The organism is Stenotrophomonas sp. PS02298 (assembly GCF_029959445.1).
Lineage (GTDB): Bacteria > Pseudomonadota > Gammaproteobacteria > Xanthomonadales > Xanthomonadaceae > Stenotrophomonas.
In genome coordinates this window covers 1-21,631 of record NZ_JASCOR010000024.1, presented here as the reverse complement: position 1 = coordinate 21,631, position 21,631 = coordinate 1, and the positions used below count along the sequence as shown (strand labels likewise).

The following is a 21,631-nucleotide window of genomic DNA, read 5'->3' as shown; positions in this document are numbered from 1 at the left end:
ACGCTTAGCGAACCTTGCGCTCTTCCACCAGCGATGCGACCACCGATGGATCGGCCAGCGTGGAGGTGTCACCGAGCTGGTCCGGCGCGTTCTCGGCGATCTTGCGCAGGATGCGGCGCATGATCTTGCCCGAGCGGGTCTTGGGCAGGCCCGGTGCCCACTGCAGGTGATCCGGCGCGGCAATCGGGCCGATCTCCTTGCGCACCCATGCCACCAGTTCCTTGAGCAGCTCGTCGGTCTGCGCTTCGCCGGCGATCAGGGTGACATAGGCATAGATGCCCTGGCCCTTGATGTCGTGCGGGAAGCCGACCACGGCCGCTTCGGCCACCTTGGGGTGCGAGACCAGCGCGCTTTCCACTTCGGCCGTGCCGATGCGGTGACCGGACACGTTCATCACGTCATCGACGCGACCGGTGATCCAGTAATAGCCGTCTTCATCGCGACGGCAACCGTCACCGGTGAAGTAGCTGCCCGGGTAGGTGCGGAAATAGGTGTCGATGAAACGCTGGTGGTCACCGTAGACCGTGCGCATCTGGCCCGGCCAGGAATCGCGGATGATCAGGTTGCCTTCGGTGGCGCCTTCCAGCGGCTCGCCGTCGGCACTGACCAGCGCCGGCTGCACGCCGAAGAACGGCAGCGTTGCCGAGCCGGGCTTGAGGTCGGTTGCACCCGGCAGCGGCGAAATCAGGATGCCGCCGGTTTCGGTCTGCCACCAGGTATCGACGATCGGGCAGCGTGCATCGCCGACCACGTCGTAATACCAGCGCCAGGCTTCCGGATTGATCGGCTCACCGACGCTGCCGAGCAGGCGCAGGCTCTTGCGCGAGGTGCGCTTGACCGGCTCTTCGCCGTCGCGCATCAGCGCACGGATGGCGGTGGGCGCGGTGTAGAAGATGGTGACCTGGTGCTTGTCGATCACTTCCCAGAAACGCGAGGTGTTCGGGTAGTTCGGCACGCCTTCGAACATCACCGAGGTGGCGCCGTTGGCCAGTGGACCGTAGACGATGTAGCTGTGGCCGGTGACCCAGCCGACGTCGGCGGTGCACCAGTAGATGTCGTCCTCGCGCAGGTCGAACACCGCCTCATGGGTGTAGGCCGCGTACAGCAGGTAACCGCCGGTGGTGTGCAGCACGCCCTTGGGCTTGCCGGTGGAGCCGGAGGTGTAGAGGATGAACAGCGGATCTTCCGCGTTCATGCGCTCGGGTTCACACTCGGCCGGCTGGGTGTCCACGACATCGTGGAACCAGCGATCACGCGGCGCCTGCATGTCGACCGCACCACCGGTGTGGCGCACGACCAGCACGGTTTCCACGGTATTGGTGCCGGGCAGCTTCAGTGCGGCATCGACGTTGGCCTTCAGCGGCACCTTCTTGCCACCACGCAGGCCTTCGTCGGCGGTGATGATCAGCTTGCTGGCGCAGTCGCCGACGCGGTCGGCGATGGAGTTGGCGGCAAAGCCACCGAACACCACCGAGTGGATCGCACCGACGCGGGCGCAGGCCAGCATCGCCACCGCGGCATCGACGATCATCGGCAGGTAGATGGTGACGCGGTCACCCTTCTTGATGCCGAGGTTGCGCAGTGCATTGCCCAGGCGGCAGACGCGCTGGTGCAGTTCGCGGTAGGTGACCTTCTGCGCCGGGCTGTCCGGGCCATCGGCCTCGAACAGGATGGCGGTCTTGTCACCGCGCGTGGCCAGCTGCCGGTCAAGGCAGTTGACGCTGACGTTGAGTTCGCCGTCCTCGAACCACTTGATGCGGAAATCGTCGAGCTGGTAGCTGACGTTCTTGATCTTGGTCGGCTTCTTGTACCAGTCCAGGCGTTCGGCGGCCTTGGCCCAGAACGCATCGGGGTTCTCGACCGATTCGCGGTACAGCTGCTGGTACGTGTTCTTGTCGATCCGTGCCTTCTCGGCGAACGCGGAATCAACGGGATATACATCAGTCATGGCAACCCTCACCTTTGCACTTGTAACCAATGAATGAGCCATGTCGTGGGACAGGGCCGGACACCCCAAGTGTGCCGCATCCACCCCATCTCGCGCTGGATCTTCTGTTAGACGATGGTCGAACAGACGCTTGCTTACGACTAATGGCGAATAGCCGGCCGCTGCCATCGCCGCGCACGCTGGCTGCGACCGTGCAACCGGCGCGGACCGTTCGCCAGCCTGGAGAGAGGCAGCCCCAATGAATCGAAACATCCTGAAAACGGCCCGCCGGCCACTTGCCGCTGCCCTGTTCGTCGCGCTGGTCGCGCCGGGCATGGCCTTCGCCGAGACCGCGAAAGAGAAGGCGCTGGAAGCACGCGTCGCCGACCTCGAGCGGCAGGTGCAGCTGCTGCTGTCCACCCAGCAGCAACAGCAGGGCGCGATTGCCCAGACCCAGAGCGAAGTGGTGCAGGTGCGCAGTGCACAGGCCGAACGTGCTGCTGCACCGGCGGTGCCGGCAGGCAAGCAGCCAATTCAGCTGACCACCATCACCCCGGGCGCCGCGCCGGGCACCACCTTCAAGGTCGGTGGCTTCATCAAGGCCGATTTCCTCGCCACGCGTACCGGTGATGGCCAGCTGGCCGACGATGCCACCGGCCGCGCGCTGTATCTGCCGGGCCAGACGCCGGTGCATGGCGCCGGTGGTTCGGGCAAGGCCTCGGACGTGGACTACAACGCCCACGCCAAGTTCTCGCGCTTCAACCTGGGCGTGGACCATGTCGCCGAGAACGGCGACAAGGCCGGCGCGATGGTCGAGATGGATTTCTTCGGCAACTCGCTGGGCAACCAGACCGCGACCAACACCTACGGCGTCACCCTGCGCCACGCCTACATGTACTGGAACAAGTGGTTGGCCGGCCAGACCTGGTCCAACTTCATGGACGCGGCCTCGATTCCGGAAGCGGCTGACTTCGTTGGTCCCACCGATGGCGTGGTGTTCGTGCGCCAGGCGCAGATCCGTTACACCAATGGCGGCCTGAGTGTTGCCCTGGAAAACCCGGAAACCACCACGCTTACCGGCACCTTCAACCCGGTCACCAACAAGTGGAACGTGCCGGCGGTTGCCAACTCCGACCGTGGCTCGATGCCCGACCTGACCGTGCGTTACGGTTGGAAGGGCGACTGGGGCACCTTCGGCGTCGCCGGCCTGGTGCGTCAGCTCAAGCTCGACAACCAGACCACCGGTGCCGATGCCAGCAAGGTGGCCGGCGGCGTTACCCTCGGCGGCAAGTGGCTGATGGGCGATGCCGATACCCTGCATTACCAGCTGACCGGTGGCGAAGGCATTTCGCGCTACATCGGCCTGGGCATCACCGCCGACAGCGGCTATGACGCGATCCGCGACGAGATCGATCCCACCGGCGTGGTTGCCGGCTATGTCGGCTGGCGCCATGCCTTCAGCCCGAAGCTGCGCACCAACCTGATCTACGCACGCAGCGACTACGACAACAACGCCTCCATCACCGGTGACCTGGTGACCAAGAGCGTGCAGTCGATCCGCGGCAACATCTTCTACACCCCGATGCCCAAGGTCGATGTCGGTGCCGAGTTGATGTACGGCGTGCGCGAGATCGAGAACGGCAAGAAGGGCGATATCAGCCGCCTGCAGTTCACCACAAAGTACAGCTTCTGACCCATCCGGTGCCGGCGGTGCAGTGCCGCCGGTACCGCGTCTGAAAATGTAGTACGCCCCATCTCCCTACCCCCACGGGGAGCACTCATGTGACCGTCACGGCATCTCCGAATGCCATGGCGTTCGTATTCCCAACGCCTGGAGAATTCCGATGAATGCTTCCGTCGATCCCCGTGTAGAGCGGATCGCCTCCAACCCGAAATACCAACGGTTGCGCAGCTCGCGCAACAAGCTGGGTTGGTTCCTGACCATCCTGATGTTGCTGGGCTACTACGGCTATATCGGCCTGATCGCCTTCGACAAGGCCTTCCTGGCCACGCCGATTGGTGCCGGCAAGATCACCACCGTCGGCATTCCGATCGCATTGGGCTTGATGGTGTTCACCATCGTGATCACTGGCTTCTACGTGCGTCGTGCCAACAAGGAATTCGACAAGTTGACCGAAGAGATCGTGGAGGAAGCACAATGAACCACTCCGTCCTCCGATCGGGCGCGCTGCTCGGTCTGCTGATCGCCAGCGGTGCGGCCATGGCCGCCGGCGGCGACATCGGCCAGACCGTGCGCCAGCCGACCAACTGGACCGCGATCATCATGTTCGCGACCTTCGTGGTGTTCACGCTTGGCATCACGAAGTGGGCCGCTGGCCGCACCAAGTCGGCGTCCGACTTCTACACCGCCGGTGGCGGCATCACCGGTTTCCAGAACGGCCTGGCCATCGCCGGTGACTACATGTCGGCGGCCTCCTTCCTCGGCATCACCGCCGCGGTGATGACCAACGGCTATGACGGTTTGATCTACGCATTGGGCTTCCTCGTCGGTTGGCCGATCCTGACCTTCCTGATGGCGGAGCGCCTGCGCAACCTCGGCCGCTTCACCTTTGCCGACGTCGCCGGCTACCGCTTCCAGGCCAAGCCCATCCGCATGTTCGCGGCATCGGGCACGCTGGTCGTGGTGCTGTTCTACCTGATCGCACAGATGGTCGGCGCCGGTGCGTTGATCAAGCTGCTGTTCGGCCTGGACTACTGGATCGCAGTGGCGCTGGTCGGCGTGCTGATGATGGTCTACGTGCTGTTCGGCGGCATGACTGCCACGACCTGGGTGCAGATCATCAAGGCCTGCCTGCTGCTGTCCGGCGTGACCTTCATGGCCGTGATGGTGATGTGGCACTTCAACTTCAGCTTCGAGGCACTGTTCACCGAAGCGGTGCGGGTCAAGACCCAGATCGCAGCCAACGGCGGCAAGAGTGCGGAGGAAGCGGCCAGTACCGGCTTGGCGATAATGGGGCCTGGTGGCTTCGTCAAGGATCCGATCTCGGCAATCTCGTTCGGCATGGCACTGATGTTCGGTACCGCCGGCCTGCCGCACATCCTGATGCGCTTCTTCACCGTTCCCGATGCAAAGCAGGCACGCAAGTCGGTGCTGTGGGCAACCACCTGGATCGGCTACTTCTACATCCTGATCTTCATCATCGGCTTCGGTGCGATCGCACTGGTGCTGACCAACCCGGAGTATGCGGATCCGGTCACCGGCACCATCCAGGGCGGCCCGAACATGGCAGCCGTGCTGGTCGGCAAGGCCGTCGGCGGCAATATGTTCATGGGCTTCATCTCGGCCGTGGCGTTCGCCACCATCCTGGCCGTGGTCGCAGGCCTGACGCTGTCCGGTGCATCGGCGGTGTCGCATGACCTGTATGCCACCGTGTTCAAGAAGGGCAACCCGGCACCGGGCTCGGAGCTGCGTGTGTCGCGCGTCACCACCTTGGCGTTGGGCGTGATCGCGGTGCTGCTGGGTATCGTGTTCGAGAAGCAGAACGTGGCCTTCATGGTGTCGCTGGCCTTCGCCATCGCCGCATCGGCCAACTTCCCGGTGCTGATCCTGTCGCTGCTGTGGAAGGACTGCACCACCCGCGGTGCGGTGATTGGTGGTTCGCTGGGCCTGGCCTCGTCGCTGATCCTGACCCTGCTGTCGCCGTCGGTATGGGTGGACACGCTGGGCAATGCGGCCGGCAGCGCGCCGTTCCCGTACACCAGCCCGGCCCTGTTCTCGATGACGATTGCCTTCGTCAGCATCTGGTTCTTCTCGATCACCGACAAGAGCAAGAACGCACAAGCCGAGCGTGCCGCCTACCCGGCACAGGAAGTCCGTGCCGAAACCGGCATTGGTGCGAGCAAGGCTTCTTCGCACTGATTGCTTGAGCAATGCGTAATGCAAGGGCCGCCTCCGCAAGGGGGCGGCCTTTTTTGTGCGCGGAGAGCACCCCTCCCCAGCCGTCCCTTGCGCGTTGCGCAAGGGATGGGGCAGAAGCGACGCGCAGACGGGGCAAAAACGGCGTACACGGGGGGCTGACAGGTCACGCGTTCCGCTCCCTCCCTTTGCCGTAGGCAAGGGGAGGGTTGGGGAGGGGTAGCTCCACCGCTTTCGCTCCCGACTTTGCGCAGCACATCACGCCCGCCCCGCAAACAAGCCTTCACTCCTCAACGCACACAGGTTTACAGTGGCCGCTGATCTTGGGGAGGCACCATGGATCCACATACCGATGGTTCAAACACGTTGCAGCAGCGGCTGACGCAGCTGCGTGGCGCCTGGCAGCTGCACAAGCCGGAGTACGCGCAGCGCCGCGACGACCTGCGCCGCCTGCGCGCCGCATTCAAGACGCGCATTCCGGAAATGACCGAAGCGATTGCTGCCGACTTCGGACATCGCTCCAAACACGAATCGGTGATCGCCGATGGCATGACCGTCACCGGCGAGATCGATCACCTGCTCTCGCACCTGCGTGGCTGGATGAAGCCGGAGCGGATTGGCGTGGGCTGGCGCTTCTGGCCGGCGCGGGCGCAGGTGCGACCGGTGCCGGTGGGCGTGGTCGGGGTGATCTCACCGTGGAACTACCCGGTCAATCTGGCGCTGGTGCCATTGGCGACGGCGATTGCCGCCGGTAACCATGTGATGCTGAAGCCATCGGAGCACACGCCGAACAGTTCGGCTTTCCTGCAGTCGCTGTTGGCGGAAGTATTTCCAGCGGAGCGCGTGGCGGTGGTGCAAGGCGATGCCAGTGTTGCGTCAGCGTTTTCCGGCCTGCCGTTCGACCATCTGGTGTTCACCGGCTCCACCGCGATTGGCCGCAAGGTGATGACGGCCGCCGCGCAGCACCTGACGCCGTTGACGCTTGAGCTTGGCGGTAAATCACCAGCGCTGGTGGCAGCGGACTATCCGGTGGAAGGCGCAGCAGCACGCTTGGCCACCGGCAAGTGGTTCAATGCCGGCCAGACCTGCATCGCACCGGACTATGTGTTGATCGACGAGGCGCGGGTGGATGCACTGGTGGCTGCGCTGCGTGCGCAGGTGCGGCTGCGTTACGGCGACTTCAGCGATGCCGCCGATTACAGCCGCATCATCAACGAAGGTCAGTACCAGCGACTGCAGGGCTATGTGGATGATGCGCGCGCACGCGGCCTGCAGGTGTTGCCGCTGGCCGATATCGATGCCGAGCGGTCGCGGCGCGAGCGCTTGTTCCCACCGACCTTGATCCTGCAACCGGGCGATGACGCGACGGTGATGCAGGACGAGATCTTCGGACCGATCCTGCCGATCCGCAGCTATCGCTCACTGGACGAGGCCATCGCCACCATCAATGGCCGCGATCGGCCCTTGGCCCTGTATCCCTTCAGCCATGACAAGGCGACGGTGGAGAAGATCGTCGGCCAGACCATTGCCGGCGGTGTCACCGTCAACGACACCTTGCTGCACTTCGCGATCAACGGCCTGCCCTTTGGTGGTGTTGGCGCAAGCGGCATGGGCGCGTACCACGGCAAGGCCGGCTTCGATGCGATGAGCAAGCGCTTGCCGGTGTTGTGGCAGACCCGCCGGGCCGGCAGTGACCTGCTGCGGCCGCCGTACACACGGGTAGCGCGTTTCATCGAGATGATTTCGCGCTGAGCTAGAAAAGCCGCAACCAGGCACAGGGGGCCGGCTGCGGTGACCCCGGCACGAGGGAGAGGGAGCCGGGTGTCGAAAAACTTTTGAAGGCTGCAAAAAAGCATGCGATCTAAAAGCCCCTCTCCCGCGCGCGGGAGAGGGGTTGGGGTGAGGGCGCTCTTGAAGCACGTGGAGCAAAAGCTTTAAAAGCTTCCCCTCATCCGCCCCTTTCGGGGCACCTTCTCCCGCAAGCGGGAGAAGGGAGTAGTCGGGCATTGCTTTGGCTGTCAGCCGCCCAACTCATCCGCAATCCGCTGGCGCAAGGTCTGCAGATCCTTCGCAAACGCCTCAATACCGGTAGCCAGCTTCTCCGTAGCCATCGGATCAGCCGCCATATCCGCATCGAACTTCGCTTCATCAATCGCTGCGACGTTCACCGCTTCAGCAGCACCAGCCACCAGCTTGCGTGGCAGCTCGCCGAAGTCAGCATCCAGCTTCTCCAGCAGGTCCGGCGAGATGGTCAAACGGTCACAGCCGGCCAGCGCTTCAATCTGCGCGGTCGAACGGAACGACGCACCCATGACAACGGTGCTGGAACCGCGACGCTTGAACTCGGCAAACACGCCGCGCACGAACACCACGCCAGGGTCTTCATCAATGCTGGCCGGGGTCTGGCCGTTGGCCACGTACCAGTCCAGGATGCGGCCGACGAACGGCGAGATCAGGAAGGAGCCGGCTTCCGAGCAGGCCAGGGCCTGGGTGGGGTTGAAGATCAGGGTCAGGTTGCAGTCGATGCCTTCGGCCTGCAGCACGCGTGCGGCTTCGACGCCGGCCCAGGTGGCGGCGATCTTGATCAGCACCTTGCTGCGCGGCATGCCGGCCGCTTCGTACATGGCGATGAACTCGCGCGCCTTGGCAATCGTGGCCTCGGTGTTGTGCGCCTGGTCGGCATCCACCTCGGTGGACACGCGGCCCGGCACCAGTTCGGCCAGCATGGTGCCGACGCCGACGGTCAGGCGATCGACTACGGCATTGGCGATGGCCTGTTTGTCACCGCTTTGGGCGCGGCCCCACTGCAGCTCGCGCTCGATCAGGTCGGCGTAGACCGGCAGGTCGAGGGCTTTCTTCACCAGCGTCGGGTTGGTGGTGCAGTCGACCGGACGCAGGCGCTTGATGGCGTCGTAATCGCCGGTATCGGCGACGACGACGGACAGTTCACGCAGCTGCGCGAGCTTGGATGCAGTGCTCATGAGGTGCTCCGGATCAGGCGGGGGTGTCGCCATCATCGACGGCGGCGATGACAGCGGCGGTGTCCTGGTCGAAGGTCGGCGCGGCGAACGGCTGCGGGCCGGGGGTGCGACCAAACACGATGGGACGGGTGATGCCGCGGTAGCTGCCAAGCAAAGGGTGCTGCAGCGTGGTGATCATTTCTTCGGCCAGCACCTGCGGGTGCTCGAACATGTCCTCGACCTTGCGCGCAGCTGCGCACGGCACTTCTTCGCCGAACAGCGCTTCCCATTCCAGCGCGCTGCGTGCAGCCAGTGCTGCATGCAGCTTGGCCAGCAGTTCGTCGGAATGCTCGGCGCGCTTGCGCACGGTGTCGTAGCGCGGATCGCTGCCCATTGCCGGCAGGCCGATCTTGTCGCACAACGCCTGCCAGAAGCGCGGCGTATTGGCCGAGATGTAGAGATGGCCCTGCGCGGTCGGGTGGATGCCGGTGACACCGCCCGAGCGCATGTCGCGGCCCACGCCTTCGGGCTCGCCTTCGGCCCAGATCATCCGTGCCGACTGCATGGTCAGCGCGCTGCGCAGCAGCGACACGCCCACGTACTGGCCTTCGCCACTGCGTTCGCGCTCGAACAATGCTGAGGACACGCCGGCAGCGACCAGCGCGGCGGCGTAGTAGTCGACCACCGAGCCGTACAGGATTTCCGGCGCGCCGCCGGGCTTGCCCTGCATCGCGCACATGCCGGTCATGGTCTGCAGCACCTGGTCGTAGCCGGCCTTGTCCTTGAGCGGACCGTCCTCGCCGTAACCGGTGACCGCGCAGTACACCAGGCGCGGGTTGATCTTGTTCAGGCTGTCGAAATCGATGCCCAGACGGGCTGGCACGCTGGGGCGGAAGTTGTGCACCAGCACGTCGGCCTCGCGCACCAGGCGCATCAGCACCGCACGCTGGTCGGCTTCCTTCAGGTCCAGCACCACGCCGCGCTTGGAGCGGTTCACGCCGAGGAAGGCGCGGCTCTCGGCCTCCAGCGTGGACGGGTATTTGCGCAGGTTGTCGCCAACCGGCGGTTCCACCTTGATCACTTCCGCGCCCTGGTCGGCCAGCAGGGTGCAGCCGTACGGCCCGGCGATATAGGCGCTCAGGTCCAGCACGCGCACGCCGCTGAGCGGGCCACGGGCACCATCGCGCTGGGCGATGTCGAACGGAGATGGGTTGTTGCTTGCTGACATTGGCTGCACTCGAATCCTTGATTGCAGTTTCCTCCCGGTAGATGGGAAGAAACATATCGTGCGGGTATTTTCAGCGAGGACAAAAAGCAGGTATCGCGGTGTCATCGCCTTCAAAACCACCGCTGCCTTCACAGTTTCTGGTGACAGGCAGCGGTGACAGGCTTAGTGCGGGGCCAGTGACAGCCAGCTCAGGCGCCAGACGTCGTGTTCGCGGCCACCACAGCGGTAATAGGGCTCGAACACCAGCGGCGCGCGGCATTCCAGCTGCATCGTCACCGGCGCGCCTTCACCCTCGTCCTGGCCTACCTGCAGCCAGCGCGAGGGATCCCCTTCCGGCAGCTTCACCGTTTCATCGGTCTTGAAGCCATCGATCAGCGTGGTTGCATAGACCAGCGGGCCGTAACTCAAGCCGATGTATTCCCAGCGCAGCACTTCCTGCGCCACCGGCGAGCCGTCCGGTGCACGCGATTCCTGCACGTTGATGTTGGCGGCGCGGTGCAGCTGCGGCTGCATCGGCAGCTTCACGCTGACCAGATCGCCGGCCTGCCACTGGCGTTGCATCTGCACGTAACCATCCGCGCCAAGCTGCACCGGCACGTTGATGCCATTGACCTGGATGCGGGCGTCCTCGGCCCAGGCCGGGATGCGCAGGCCGATGCCGAAGCTGGCACTGTGCTCGGGCGTCACCCGCAGGCTGATCTCGCCGTTGAACGGATAGCGGGTCTGCTGCAGCAGCAGCACCTTGCCGGCTTCCGCGTGATGAAGCGTGGCTTCACCGGCGCCGTACAGGTTCACTCGCAGGCCACCATCGGCGGCAACGCCATAGGCGACCTGCGGCAGCTCTTCCACCGCCATCGCGCCGGACGACTTGCAGCAACGCCAATACGTCGTATGCACGCGCTTGCCGTTGGGGAAGGTGTAGTAACACCAGTCCTCGCCGTTCGGTGCCATCGCTGCCAGCAGGTCGTTGTAGGCAGTGCGTTCCAGCTCGTCTGCATAACGCGCGTGGCCGCTGATGGCCAGCAGCTCGCGGTTGAGCTGCATCCATGCCAGCACCGAACAGGTTTCCACATAGGCCTGCGGGAAGAACGTGCGCGGGGCATTGAACACCTCGCGCGAGCGATGCGCCACGCCGCCCCACGGGCCGCCGCCCAGGGTCAGGTGCTGCTCGCGGATGTTGTTCCACAGGTTGTCGATGGCCAGCTTGTAATCGGCCTTGCCGGTGGCCTTGTACAGCTTGGCCAGGCCAACAAGATTCCACGACAGCTGGTAAGCCTTGCCGGTCGCGATGAAGGCGGCGTCCTCGTTGGCGATGCCCTTGTCGAGCAGGGCCAGGCGCGGGTTGGCGTTGGCCTGCTGCAGGATTTTCTCGGCCAACGCGAGATAACGCGGCTCGCCGGTGACCAGGTACAGGTCGGCGGCCGGGTCCAGCAGCACCGTCGCCGACATGCCGTGGTGGTTGCCCAGCGTGGTGATGTCGATGCCCGATTCCAGCGCCTGCCAGCACAGGTCGGCAATGCGCCGCGCGGCCTGCAGGTAGCTGTCATCGCCCAGCGCACGCCAGGTTTCGAGGAAGCCGAGGATCAGGTAGCTGTGGGTCCAGATGTCCCAGGTACGCAGCGCCGGTTCGCCATTCCAGCTCTCGGGCTTGGGCGGCTGCGGCACGGTGAAGCGGCGGTCGGCGGCATAGTTGCCGAGATAGCCGTCTTCATCCTGCTGGCTGATCAGCCAATCGGCGACGCGGCGCAGGCTGGCTTCCAGCTCGGGCTGGCCGCCCTGCGCGACTGCGCGCGCGGTGGCCGACAGCCACTTGCCGGCATGCTCGCCGTACCAGTCGCCTTCCTGGTTCTGCTGCTTGTGTGCCTGGCCGAAGATGCTGATCGAGGGGCTGGCTTCATCGACAATGAAGTGGCTGAGGCGGCCGCTGCGGTTGGCGGCGAGCATCTGCCCGAACACACCGTCGAGCTTCACCGCCGCCGGTGCGATCAGCTGCTGGCCGCTGGTGATGGCCGCGGTCATGCCGCGTCCACCACGCAACGGAAGCCGAGCATGCCGCTGCGGTCCTTGGCCGGGGCCATCAGCAGGTACTTGCCGTGCTGGTCCAGGCGGTAGGCCTGCGGGAAATACCAATGCGAGGTCTGCGGCTGGTAGCTGGAGCCACCGCGCAGGATCGCCGCACGGGTGTGCTCGTCGCTGAACTCATCGGTCCACTGCCACACGTTGCCGACCAGGTCCTCGACACCGAACGGGCTGGCGCCCTGCGGATGCGCATCGACATCGGCCGGAGCCAGCAGGCGGCGGCCACGGTTGACCTGCGGCACGCGGCTTTGATCCCAGTCGTTGCCCCACGGATAGGTTCGGCCATCGTTGCCCTGCGCGGCGTACTGCCATTCCCATTCGTGCGGCAGGCGCTTGCCGGCCCATGCGGCGTAGGCGCGCGCATCTTCCAGCGACACCCAGATCACCGGCTTGTTGTCCCAGCCGGCACGCGGTGCGCCATCCACCCAATGGGCGAGGAAGTTGATGTCATCGGCCGGGTGATAGCCGGTGGCATCGATGAAGGCCTTGAACTGCGCATTGGTGACCGGATGGCGATCGATATGGAACGCCTGCATCTGCATCAGCTTGCGGTGATGGCGACGCGGGCAGTCTTCCCACGGGAACTGCACGTCCTGGCCGGCCCAGTTGAAGCCTTCGATCTCGACACCGCCAACGGCGAACACGAACTCGCCAGTCGGAATGGTGACCATGCCCTGCGGCGCGGCAGCCTGCGCGGTGGTGGCAGGAATCTCCCGCAACTGCTGCGGGATTGCCTTCCATGCGCCGGAGAAACTGTTCAGCGGCTGCTCGGCGCGCTTGGCGGCTTCGATCAGGAACGCATCCAGGCCTTCAACGGCAACGCCCGGCTGCACGCTCAGCACCGCACCAAAGCCGCGTGCTTCCATCGGCAGCTCGATGATGGCCAGGCCATCACGCACGGCCGGCGACAGTTCCACGCCGTGCCAGACATCGTAGTAACGGGTGCCGTCCACATGCGGCAGGCCGATCTGCTCACCATTGACCGCGTACTCGTTGCGGTTGATGAAGGTGTGCAGGCACCGGCCGTCGACCGGGAACTTGCTGGCGAAGATGCCGCCCTGGTAGCAGACCTGGTAGGGCTCCCAGTCCATGGCCACGATCAGCGCCGGGAAGTGGCGATAGATGGCGGCGATGCGGCGCAGGGTTTCACCATCACGCGCGGTGAACTGGTTCCATATGCCCCAGATGTTTTCCCAGGCGTTGTAGCCGATGCCGTTGAAGAAGCAGTACTGCAGGTCGTGGTTGCGGTTGCGGCCCCAGCGATTCTCGTAATTGACCATGTGGCGCGGCTCCAGCCACTTCCACTTGGACACCGGCGGCACAGGGCCATCGGGTGCCTTCTTGCCCCAGCTCTGCACGTTCCAGATCAGCTGCTCTTCCGAGCTGATGGTCGATTCGGGCTGCACCACCACCGGGTTGCCGTTGGCATCGCAGGCATCGAAGAACGCGCGCGGCACGCCGTTGAAGGTGTCGCCGTTGATGCCGTCGGCGCCGGTGGCCTTGATGATCTCAGCCAAGCCATCCCAATGCGTCACGCCCGGATCGCGGGTGCCGTGGTCCCACGGCTTGGCCGGCAGGAACACGCGCACGCCACGCTTCTGGAATGCCTTCACCGCAGCGGTCAAACCTTCGAGTCCACCCGGCAGCGTGTGCGCCAGATCGAACTGGTTGCGGTCGTCGATGCCGATGTTCGGGTAGATGTACCAGATCAGTACCGAATCCAGGCCGCCGAAGCGTTCGATCAGATCGTCCAGGTACTTGTCGACGGTGTACTGCGCGGTTTCCACGTCGAAGAAATAACGGTCCTCGACCATCATCTGCGCGTGCACGAAGTTGCGCTGCGCCCACTGCAGTTCCGGGCGACGGTAGTTCACGTCGGTATAGCCGATGCGTACCAGGTGTTCCTGGCGCCAGTCCTTCAGCTCGGTCAGCCAGTCGGCGGCGCTGGCGTTGGCATCGATCATCCAGCTGCCGATGTCGGCGAACGGCCACGCCGGTGCCTTGCCCGGCGTCGGCAGGTAGCGGCCGGTGGTGACGTGCGAGAACTTGTACTCGGTGTGGATCGCCTCACGCCCGTGATCGGGGGAATCGGTGTCGTAATCGGGGGCGGGGTAGGGGGAGGTCATGGCAGTCATCCAACAAAAACGGGGGGAGGCGTAACGGTTACAGCGCGCACCATGCCGCGAGTGCGGCGTGGGCGTCGGTGCCGGGCAGGCGGCTGGCGTCGGCCAGCAATGCCTGTACTTCGGCGTGTTCGGGAATACTGGATTGTGCACCCAGGCGCGTGCAGGTCAGCGCCGATGCGGCACTGGCAGCCAGCAGGGCCTGCTGCAGTGGCTCACCGCGGGCGAGCAGGGCAATCAAGGTGCCGCAGAAGGTGTCGCCCGCAGCGGTTGTATCCAGCGGCGAAATCGAGAACGCAGGCTGCAGCAGGATCTTGCCATCGATGCGGGCCAGACAGCCGCGCGCGCCGAGGGTGACGATCACGCAGGGAACGTCGAGCCGTGCCAAGCCGGTGGCCAGGTCCGGCGGGTTGCCGGCAACCACCGCCAGCTCGCCTTCGTTGACGATCAGCATGTCCAGCTGTGCCAGCAGTTCGGCCGGCAGCACCTGCGCGGGTGCTGCGTTCAAGGCGACTTTCACCCCGGCAGCGCGGGCGGCGGTTGCGTAGGCCTGTACCGAGGCCAGTGGCGATTCCAGCTGCAACAGCAGCCATTGCACGCCATCCAGTGCTGGCAGGTGTTCGGGCAGCAGTGCCATGTTGGCGCCGGGGGCGACGGTGATCGCGTTCTCGGCATCATCGGACAGGCAGATGAAGGCGGTACCGGTCGGCAGCTGCGCATCGCGCACGGCATGCAACAGCACGCCAGCGTCGTTCAACGAGGCTTCAATTGGCTTGGCGAAGTCATCGGCACCCAGGGCAAGCAGCATCTGCGTGGCAGCGCCACCGGCACGCGCGCAGGCCACGGCCTGGTTTGCACCCTTGCCACCGGGGAAGGTACGGAATTCGCGGCCGAGCACGGTTTCACCCGGTGCCGGCACATGCGCCGCGCGCACCACGAAATCGAGATTGGCCGAGCCGGCGACAAGAACGGTGGAACTCATGGAATGGCCTGGTAAACGAGGTTGTAGAAACGGGTGGACGGTGAAGCAAGCGCCTTGTCACCGCTGGGCAGGTATTGCATCAGCAGGATGGCCACCAGCTTCTCCTTGCGGTCGATGGTGAAGTACGTGGACGCCGCACCGGACCAGCCGAACTGGCCGACGCTGCCGAGCTTGCCGCGGTACGCCGGGTTGGTGATGACATAGCCGCCAAGGCCGAAGCCTTCGCCCGCGCCATAGCTGCTGATGGCCGGCTCGAAGCCACCGAGCTGGTCGCTCATCATCAGCTCGATGGTCTTGCGCGAGAGCAGCTGCTGCTTCCCGCTGCGGCCATCATCGAGCAGCATGTGGGCGAACTTCAGGTAGTCGGCAGCGGTGGAATACAGGCCGCCGGCACCGCTGTCGTAGCCCTTCAAACGCACGCCCGGATTGCGCGCGCTGAGCGTGTCGGCCACGCGCAGGCTGCCATCGTCGTTGCTGGTTGGCAGCTCGACCACGCGGCCACGCTGTGCGAGCGGTACTTCAAAGCCGGTGTCGTGCATCGCCAGCGGGCTGAAGATGCGTTGTTGCAGGAACTGCGCGAACGGTTGCCCGCTGACCACTTCGACCACGCGCGCCAGCAACTCGGTATTGCTGCCTTCGTAATGGAAGTGGGTACCGGGGGCATCGGCCAGCGGCAGTGTGGACAGGCGGCGTGCAACGTCCTGCAGCGAGGTCGCGCTGTCGACATCGGCCGCGGTCAGCAGCTTGGTCGCCACCCGGTGCGTATCCGACGCCGCCGCGAAGCCGCTGGTATGGGTGAGCAGATGGCGCAGGGTGATCGCGCGCGGTGCATCTTCGGTCTGCGGATGTTGCAGGTCGCCACCGGTCACCACGGTGCGGTCGGCGAACTCGGGCAGGTAGCGCGCCAGCGGATCGTCCAACGACAGCTTGCCTTCTTCCAGCAACATCAGCACGGCGACCGAGGTCACTGGCTTGGTCATCGAATAGATGCGGAAGATGCTGTCGGCCTGCAGTGGCCGGTGGCCGGCGCTGTCGGCGTGGCCGTAGTGCTGCTGGAACACGATGCGGTCATCGTGCTCCACCAGCGCCACCGCGCCCGGGAACTGGCCCGGTGCGGTGCTGGCCTGCAGGAAACCATCCAGCCGCTGCCAGCGGTCCTCAGCGTGCAGCAGCGGCGCGGACAGGCACAACAGGAGTGCGGCGCCACGGCGCAGCCAGCGGCGGCTGCGCGGTGTTGCGATGGATTGATGCATGGCGTGCACTCCTGCGCTCATCAGCGGAACGTATACGAATAGCTCAGCGACACCACGCGACCGCGACCGGCCCAGTAGTTCTGCCAGCCATCGCCCTGCGAGCCGCTGAGGATGTAGTACTTGTTGAACAGGTTGTCCACGCCCAGCGAGAACGTACCGAAGCGCCCCGAATCATAGTTCACGCCCAGATCCCACAGCGTGTAGCCGTTGATCTTTTCGTCGTAGTCGTACTCTTCGCCGTCGTATTCGCGCACTGCCGAGCCGGTGAGGTGGCGATCGCGCAACATGCTGGCACCGAGCGTTGCGTCGAGGTTGGGCAATGCCTTCCACACCAGCGCGACGTTGATCTTGTCCGGCGTCGCATCGAAGATGCCCAGCGGCTTCTTCATCGGGCCTGCGTCGTAGCGGCCCTGCGGATCGGGGCCCCAGAACGAGGTGTAGCCGCGCAGGTGCGTGTACAGGCCGGTGATCTTGAAGGTGTCGGTGAAGCGGAATTCGCCAGTGAGCTCGATGCCTTTGATGTCGGTGGGCGCGCGGGTCATGATGAAGTCGCTGGTCAGCGGGTCCACTTCCAGTGATGCGCCGAAGTCGGAGGTGGAGTGGTACCAGCTGCCACTCAGCGCACCGCGCGAACCACGCCAGTTGAAGCCGATGTCGATGTTGTCGACGATGATCGCCTGCAGGTCGAGGATGCCGGCCACGGTCTGGCCCGGATAATTCACGTTGCGCAGCGGGATGCCGATGTCAGGCAGGGTGAAGCCCTTGCTATAGGCACTGAACAGGGAGAACTCATCGGTGACGCGCCAGATCGCACCCAGGTTGGGCAGGTTGGCGGTGTAGTCCAGGGTGCCGCCTTCGACGAAGGAATTGTTGCGGTAGGCGACGGTGGTATAGCTGTCGATGTCGAGCTCGCCGTTCTCGCGACGGAAGCCGCCGCTGACCGTGACCGGGCCGATATCCCAGGACAGCTGCGCATACGGGGCAACGCTCCGGTAATCCATCGGCGGCACCCAGACGCGGTCGGTCATCACCAGCCGCTGTTCGGCCACGTCCTGCACGAAGTCCACGCCGGTATGCAGCTCCAATCCGTCCACGCCAAAGATGCTGGGACGCGTCCACGAGGTACGCAGGCCCTTCTTGCGTGACTGGATCTCGGACTGGTCGAAGATGCGGTCGGCATCATCGGCCGGTGCCGGCTTCACCAGCTGGCGGTCGGCGCCGTTCTCCGGCAGGAAGCGCATGCCCTGCTTGGCCTGGTAACCGACCAGGTCGAGCGTGCCGCCGTAGAAATCGCTGTGGGTGTACTGCAGGCTGTACTGGATGAACTTGTTGAGCGCATCGCGCTGGCCGTCGATATGGCCCTTGATCGAGGTATTCGGTACCGGCGTGTCGCAGGGCGGCCAGTCATTCGGGCCCTTGCAGCCGACCAGCTGGATGTAATCGCCGTTGCCGCCGATGTTGAAGTTGCTGTACGTGGCCTGCAGGCGCTGTTCGCCGTCCTCGCCGAAGTTGTAGCCGCCCTTCATGTACAGGTTGCGCGACTGCGAATCGGCCAGCGAACCGCTGGAATTCATGCCGATGCTGCGGTTCTTGGCGTCATAGGCCATGCCGCGCTCCAGCTGCGAGACGCTGGCCAGGAAGTCGTAGTTGTCCTGCTTGATCGCGTGGCTCAGGCCCAGCTTCCAGCCGACGCTGTCGTCGTTGAACTGGGTCTGGTAGCGCGCATTGATGGTGGTCTCGCTGCCGATCTGTTCCGGTACCTTGGAGATGTAGTTGATCACGCCACCGGTAGCGCCGATGCCCTCGGCAGCGGACGGGCCGTTGATGACTTCGATGCGGCCGATCACGCCCATGTCGGTGAAGGTGCCGTTGCGCGTGCCTTCGCGCAGTGGTGAGCCTTGCGGGATGCTGTCGAACAGGCGCAGCGGAATGCGCCCACGCAGCGACTCACCGGAGTTGGTCATTGCCTGTGAGGATTCGGCATAGCCGGGAATGGTGCGTGCCAGTACCGCGGTGTTGTCCTCGGTGATGATCAGCGACTGCTTGATCTCTTCCGGGGTGATGATGGTGATGGCGCCGGGGATCTTGTCCACCGCCTTGGGCGCGCGTACACCGGTGACGATGACCCGATCAAGCTCGGTGGCTTTTTTATCCTGCGCGCGCTTGCCGGCGTTGCGACTGTCTTCTTCGTTTGCTGCCTGCATCTGCTGGGCCTGCACGCTGCTGCTGATCGCAGCGGCCAGGACCAGAACCCCCAACGCTACCGGTACCTTCTTCATGTTGTTTATCTCGTTTTTGTTTTAGATAAGACGTGCATGAACTGCTGCCGCGGACTGCGGCATTCCGATACTTCTGTTGGCTGCTGCATCCCTCCCGACGCAACTCCCCGACAACAGCAGCCTAGGCGTGCACAGGAGGGCGTTGAAGGCGGGGGGCCTTGCTTCAGACGTGAGGTTTTGTTGCTTGAAGCAAGCTGTGGTTTTTTCTTGCGGTGCAACAAGAAAGGTTTTCTTGTTGCCGCAGCCATTGCTTCTGTAGGAGCGGCGTAAGCCGCGAAGCATGCGACCGTTCCGGCGACGAGTTGTCTGCAATTGCGGGATGTGCGGGAGCGGTTGCTTTCTCCAGCTTCGCGGCTGACGCCGCTCCCACAAACAACAAACATCAAACAAAAAAACGGCGCCACAGTTGCCTGTGGCGCCGTCTTCAAACTGCAGTCATCAGAACTTGATGGTGTGCGACAGCGACACCATCCGGCCGCGGCCGGAGAAGTAGTTCTGCCAGCCCGGCAGCTGCGACCAGGTCAACACGTACTGCTTGTCGAACAGGTTCTCGATGCCCAGCGACAGCTGGCCGAAGCGGCCGGTGTCGTAGTTCACGCTGAGGTCCCACAGCGCGTAGCCATAGGTGTTCTCTTCGTTGACGTAGACATCGCCGTTGGCCGGATTGGTGAAGGTCTCACGCAGGTCGCGGCTGAAGGTCTTGCTCACGCCCAGGGTGGCGTTGAGGGTATCGGTCGGGGTCCAGGTCAGCGAGGCATTCACCTTGTCCGGCGAGATGTCCAGGATGCCCATTTCCTTCTTCAGGCCCGAGCCCGGGTAGTACTGGGTCTGGCCACGGATACGCGAGTACAGGAAGGTGGCCTTCCAGTGCTGGTTGAAGGTCCAGGCGCTGTTGAGCTCGAAGCCTTCGATCTCGACCGGCGAACGGGTCAGGATGAAGTCGTCGGTTGCCTTGTCCACGGTCAGGGTGGAGCCGAAGTCCGAGGTGGAGCGGTAAACCGACGCGCCCACCTGGCCCTTGGCACCGCGCCAGTTGAAGCCGATTTCCTTGTTCTCGGTGATCAGCGGCTGCAGGTCGGTGATGCAGGACACGGCCTTGCACGGGCTGCTGGCCTGGATGTTGCGCAGCGGGATGCCGACGTTGGCGATGCCGAAGCCTTCGGAGTACGAAGCGAACACCGACCAGGCATCGTTGATGCGCCAGATCGCGCCGAAGTTGGGCATGGTGGCCTTGTAGTCCAGCTTGCCGCCCTGCACCGGGGTGTGGTCACGGAAGGCGACCGTGGTGTAGCTGTCAATCTCCAGCTCGCCGTCTTCGCGGCGCACGCCGGCGTCCAGCGTCACCGGGCCGATGTCCCAGCTCAGCTGCGCGTACGGCGCCATGCTGGTGTACTTCATCGGCGGCACCCACAGGCGGTTGGTCAGCGCCAGGCGCTGTTCGGCGGTGTCTTCCACCAGGTCCAGGCCGGCACGCAGGCGCAGGCCTTCGACCTTGAACAGGTCGCTGTAGGCGTAGCCGAAGCGCAGGCCCTTCTTCTCGCTGTTGATTTCCGACTGGTCCCAGATGCGGTCGGCATCATCGGTCGGGGCCGGCTTGGTCAACTGGCGGTCGTCGCCGTTCTCCGGCACGTAACGCATGGCCTGCTCTGCCCAATAGGCATCAACGCTCAGGTCGCCGCCGAAGAAATCGGCATTGGTGTACTTCACCGCGAACTGTTCGAAGTCGTTGAACTCGGCCAGCGAGCCGGCGATGGAGCCCTTCTCGGCGGTGTTGGTGGTCGGGTTCGGGCACTCCACTGGATCGAAGCGGCAACCTTCCACCGGGATGTAGTTGTGCTTGCCGCCGATATGGAAGTTGCTGTAGCTGGCCTGGATGCGCTGCATCTGGTCTTCGCCGAAGTTGTAGCCGCCCTTCACGAAGAGGTTCTTGCTGTACGAATCGGACAGCGAACCGGAGGTGTTCAGGCCGACGCGGCGGCCGTCGCCGTCATAGGCGATGCCACGGTCAATGTAAGCGCCGCTGATCACGAAGTCGGTCGCATCGCCACGGAAGGTGTGGGTGACGCCGATCTTGGACTGGTCGCTGTTGTCCTTGAACTGGGTGCCGTAGCGGGTGCTGATGATGGTCTGGTGACCATCGACTTCCGGGTTCTTGGACAGGTAGTTGATCACGCCACCGGCGCCACCAATGCCTTCGGCGGCGGACGGGCCATTGATGACCTCGATGCGGCCGATCACGCCCATGTCGGTGAAGGTGCCGTTGCGGTTGCCTTCGCGCAGCGGCGAGCCCTGCGGCACGCCGTCGAACAGGCGCAGCGCGATGCGACCACGCAGGGTCTCACCGGAGTTGCTCATCGCCTGAGAGGATTCGGAGTAGCCAGGCACCATGCGTGCGAGCACGGCGGTGGCGTCTTCGGTCAGGTTGAGGGTGCGCTGCACCTGCTCCTGGGTCACCAGGGTGACGGCGCCGGGAACCTTCTCGATGGCGACCGGGGTGCGGCTGCCGGTGACGATCACCTGGTCCAGGTTGGTGGCGGCGTCGCCGGCGTCTTGTGCAAAGGCCGGGCTCATCGCGCTGGCGAGCAGCACGGCGCTGATGGCGGCCGAAAGTGGCTTGATCATGTTGTTCTCTCCCCCAGGTTTGAATGTGTGACGCGACCGGCCTGGGAGCCGGCAGAGCCAGAATGCGACGGGGACTAGCGCCCCTTTGATCCTGCCGTTTGCTGTTTTCGGTCCCCGACCAGGCGGGCACCGGACGCAACTCCGACGTTGGGCGAAGCCTAGGCGGCGCCCCGGCGCGATAGAAGCGCACCTGTGTATGTTCAAAGCCTAGGGTTTGTTGCGATTGGCCTTTGCATCGGTAGTGCCGAGCCATGCTCGGCAGGGGCTCTACCGGTAACGCTCCAGCCGAGCATGGCTCGGC

The 21,631-nt window shown here is 64.4% G+C and carries 13 protein-coding genes; 4 read left to right on the top strand and 9 right to left on the bottom strand.

Annotation, left to right across the window (positions count from 1 at the left end; genetic code table 11):
• Window positions 1-4 precede the first annotated feature (4 nt).
• Window positions 5-1,948, bottom strand: coding sequence for an acetate--CoA ligase (acs, locus tag QMX78_RS05845; RefSeq protein WP_282267499.1), 1,944 nt, complete (start codon window positions 1,946-1,948; stop codon window positions 5-7).
• Window positions 1,949-2,186: 238 nt separating this feature from the next.
• Between acs and QMX78_RS05840 the strand changes: the two genes are divergently transcribed.
• From QMX78_RS05840 to QMX78_RS05825, 4 genes are all read left to right on the top strand, one after another.
• Window positions 2,187-3,620, top strand: a complete 1,434-nt coding sequence (locus QMX78_RS05840) for a DcaP family trimeric outer membrane transporter (RefSeq protein WP_282267498.1) — start codon at window positions 2,187-2,189, stop codon at window positions 3,618-3,620.
• Window positions 3,621-3,771: 151 nt separating this feature from the next.
• Window positions 3,772-4,089, top strand: a complete 318-nt coding sequence (locus tag QMX78_RS05835) for a DUF485 domain-containing protein (RefSeq protein WP_282267496.1) — start codon at window positions 3,772-3,774, stop codon at window positions 4,087-4,089.
• A complete protein-coding gene (locus tag QMX78_RS05830; protein ID WP_282267494.1) occupies window positions 4,086-5,807 on the top strand; it encodes a cation acetate symporter in 1,722 nt (573 codons plus the stop codon). The genes QMX78_RS05835 and QMX78_RS05830 overlap by 4 nt, the downstream gene beginning before the upstream one ends.
• Before the next feature lie 333 nt (window positions 5,808-6,140).
• The gene (locus QMX78_RS05825; RefSeq protein ID WP_282267492.1) at window positions 6,141-7,556 is read left to right on the top strand and encodes a coniferyl aldehyde dehydrogenase; all 1,416 of its coding nucleotides are present in this window, start codon (window positions 6,141-6,143) and stop codon (window positions 7,554-7,556) included.
• A 266-nt stretch (window positions 7,557-7,822) separates the two neighbouring features.
• On the opposite strand, the gene QMX78_RS05820 is transcribed toward QMX78_RS05825, so the two are convergent.
• The 8 genes from QMX78_RS05820 to QMX78_RS05785 all read right to left on the bottom strand — a co-directional run bounded on the left by QMX78_RS05820 (window position 7,823) and on the right by QMX78_RS05785 (window position 21,330).
• On the bottom strand, window positions 7,823-8,785 hold the full coding sequence (locus QMX78_RS05820; RefSeq protein WP_282267490.1) for a transaldolase: 963 nt from the start codon (window positions 8,783-8,785) through the stop codon (window positions 7,823-7,825).
• Window positions 8,786-8,798: 13 nt separating this feature from the next.
• A complete protein-coding gene (locus tag QMX78_RS05815) occupies window positions 8,799-9,992 on the bottom strand; it encodes a CoA transferase (RefSeq protein ID WP_282267488.1) in 1,194 nt (397 codons plus the stop codon).
• A gap of 162 nt (window positions 9,993-10,154) precedes the next feature.
• Complete coding sequence (locus QMX78_RS05810; RefSeq protein ID WP_282267487.1) at window positions 10,155-12,011, bottom strand: beta-L-arabinofuranosidase domain-containing protein; 1,857 nt, start codon at window positions 12,009-12,011, stop codon at window positions 10,155-10,157.
• Window positions 12,008-14,197, bottom strand: a complete 2,190-nt coding sequence (locus QMX78_RS05805; protein ID WP_282267485.1) for an SUMF1/EgtB/PvdO family nonheme iron enzyme — start codon at window positions 14,195-14,197, stop codon at window positions 12,008-12,010. The genes QMX78_RS05810 and QMX78_RS05805 overlap by 4 nt, the downstream gene beginning before the upstream one ends.
• A gap of 37 nt (window positions 14,198-14,234) precedes the next feature.
• Window positions 14,235-15,176: a ribokinase gene (locus QMX78_RS05800; protein ID WP_282267483.1), complete on the bottom strand. Its 942-nt coding sequence runs from the start codon at window positions 15,174-15,176 to the stop codon at window positions 14,235-14,237.
• Window positions 15,173-16,429: a serine hydrolase domain-containing protein gene (locus QMX78_RS05795; protein WP_282267481.1), complete on the bottom strand. Its 1,257-nt coding sequence runs from the start codon at window positions 16,427-16,429 to the stop codon at window positions 15,173-15,175. The genes QMX78_RS05800 and QMX78_RS05795 overlap by 4 nt, the downstream gene beginning before the upstream one ends.
• A gap of 20 nt (window positions 16,430-16,449) precedes the next feature.
• Window positions 16,450-18,708 (bottom strand): TonB-dependent receptor, encoded by a 2,259-nt coding sequence (locus tag QMX78_RS05790; protein ID WP_282267479.1) that lies wholly within the window; start codon window positions 18,706-18,708, stop codon window positions 16,450-16,452.
• Between the two features lie 438 nt (window positions 18,709-19,146).
• The gene (locus tag QMX78_RS05785; protein WP_282267477.1) at window positions 19,147-21,330 is read right to left on the bottom strand and encodes a TonB-dependent receptor; all 2,184 of its coding nucleotides are present in this window, start codon (window positions 21,328-21,330) and stop codon (window positions 19,147-19,149) included.
• Between the last annotated feature and the right edge of the window lie 301 nt (window positions 21,331-21,631).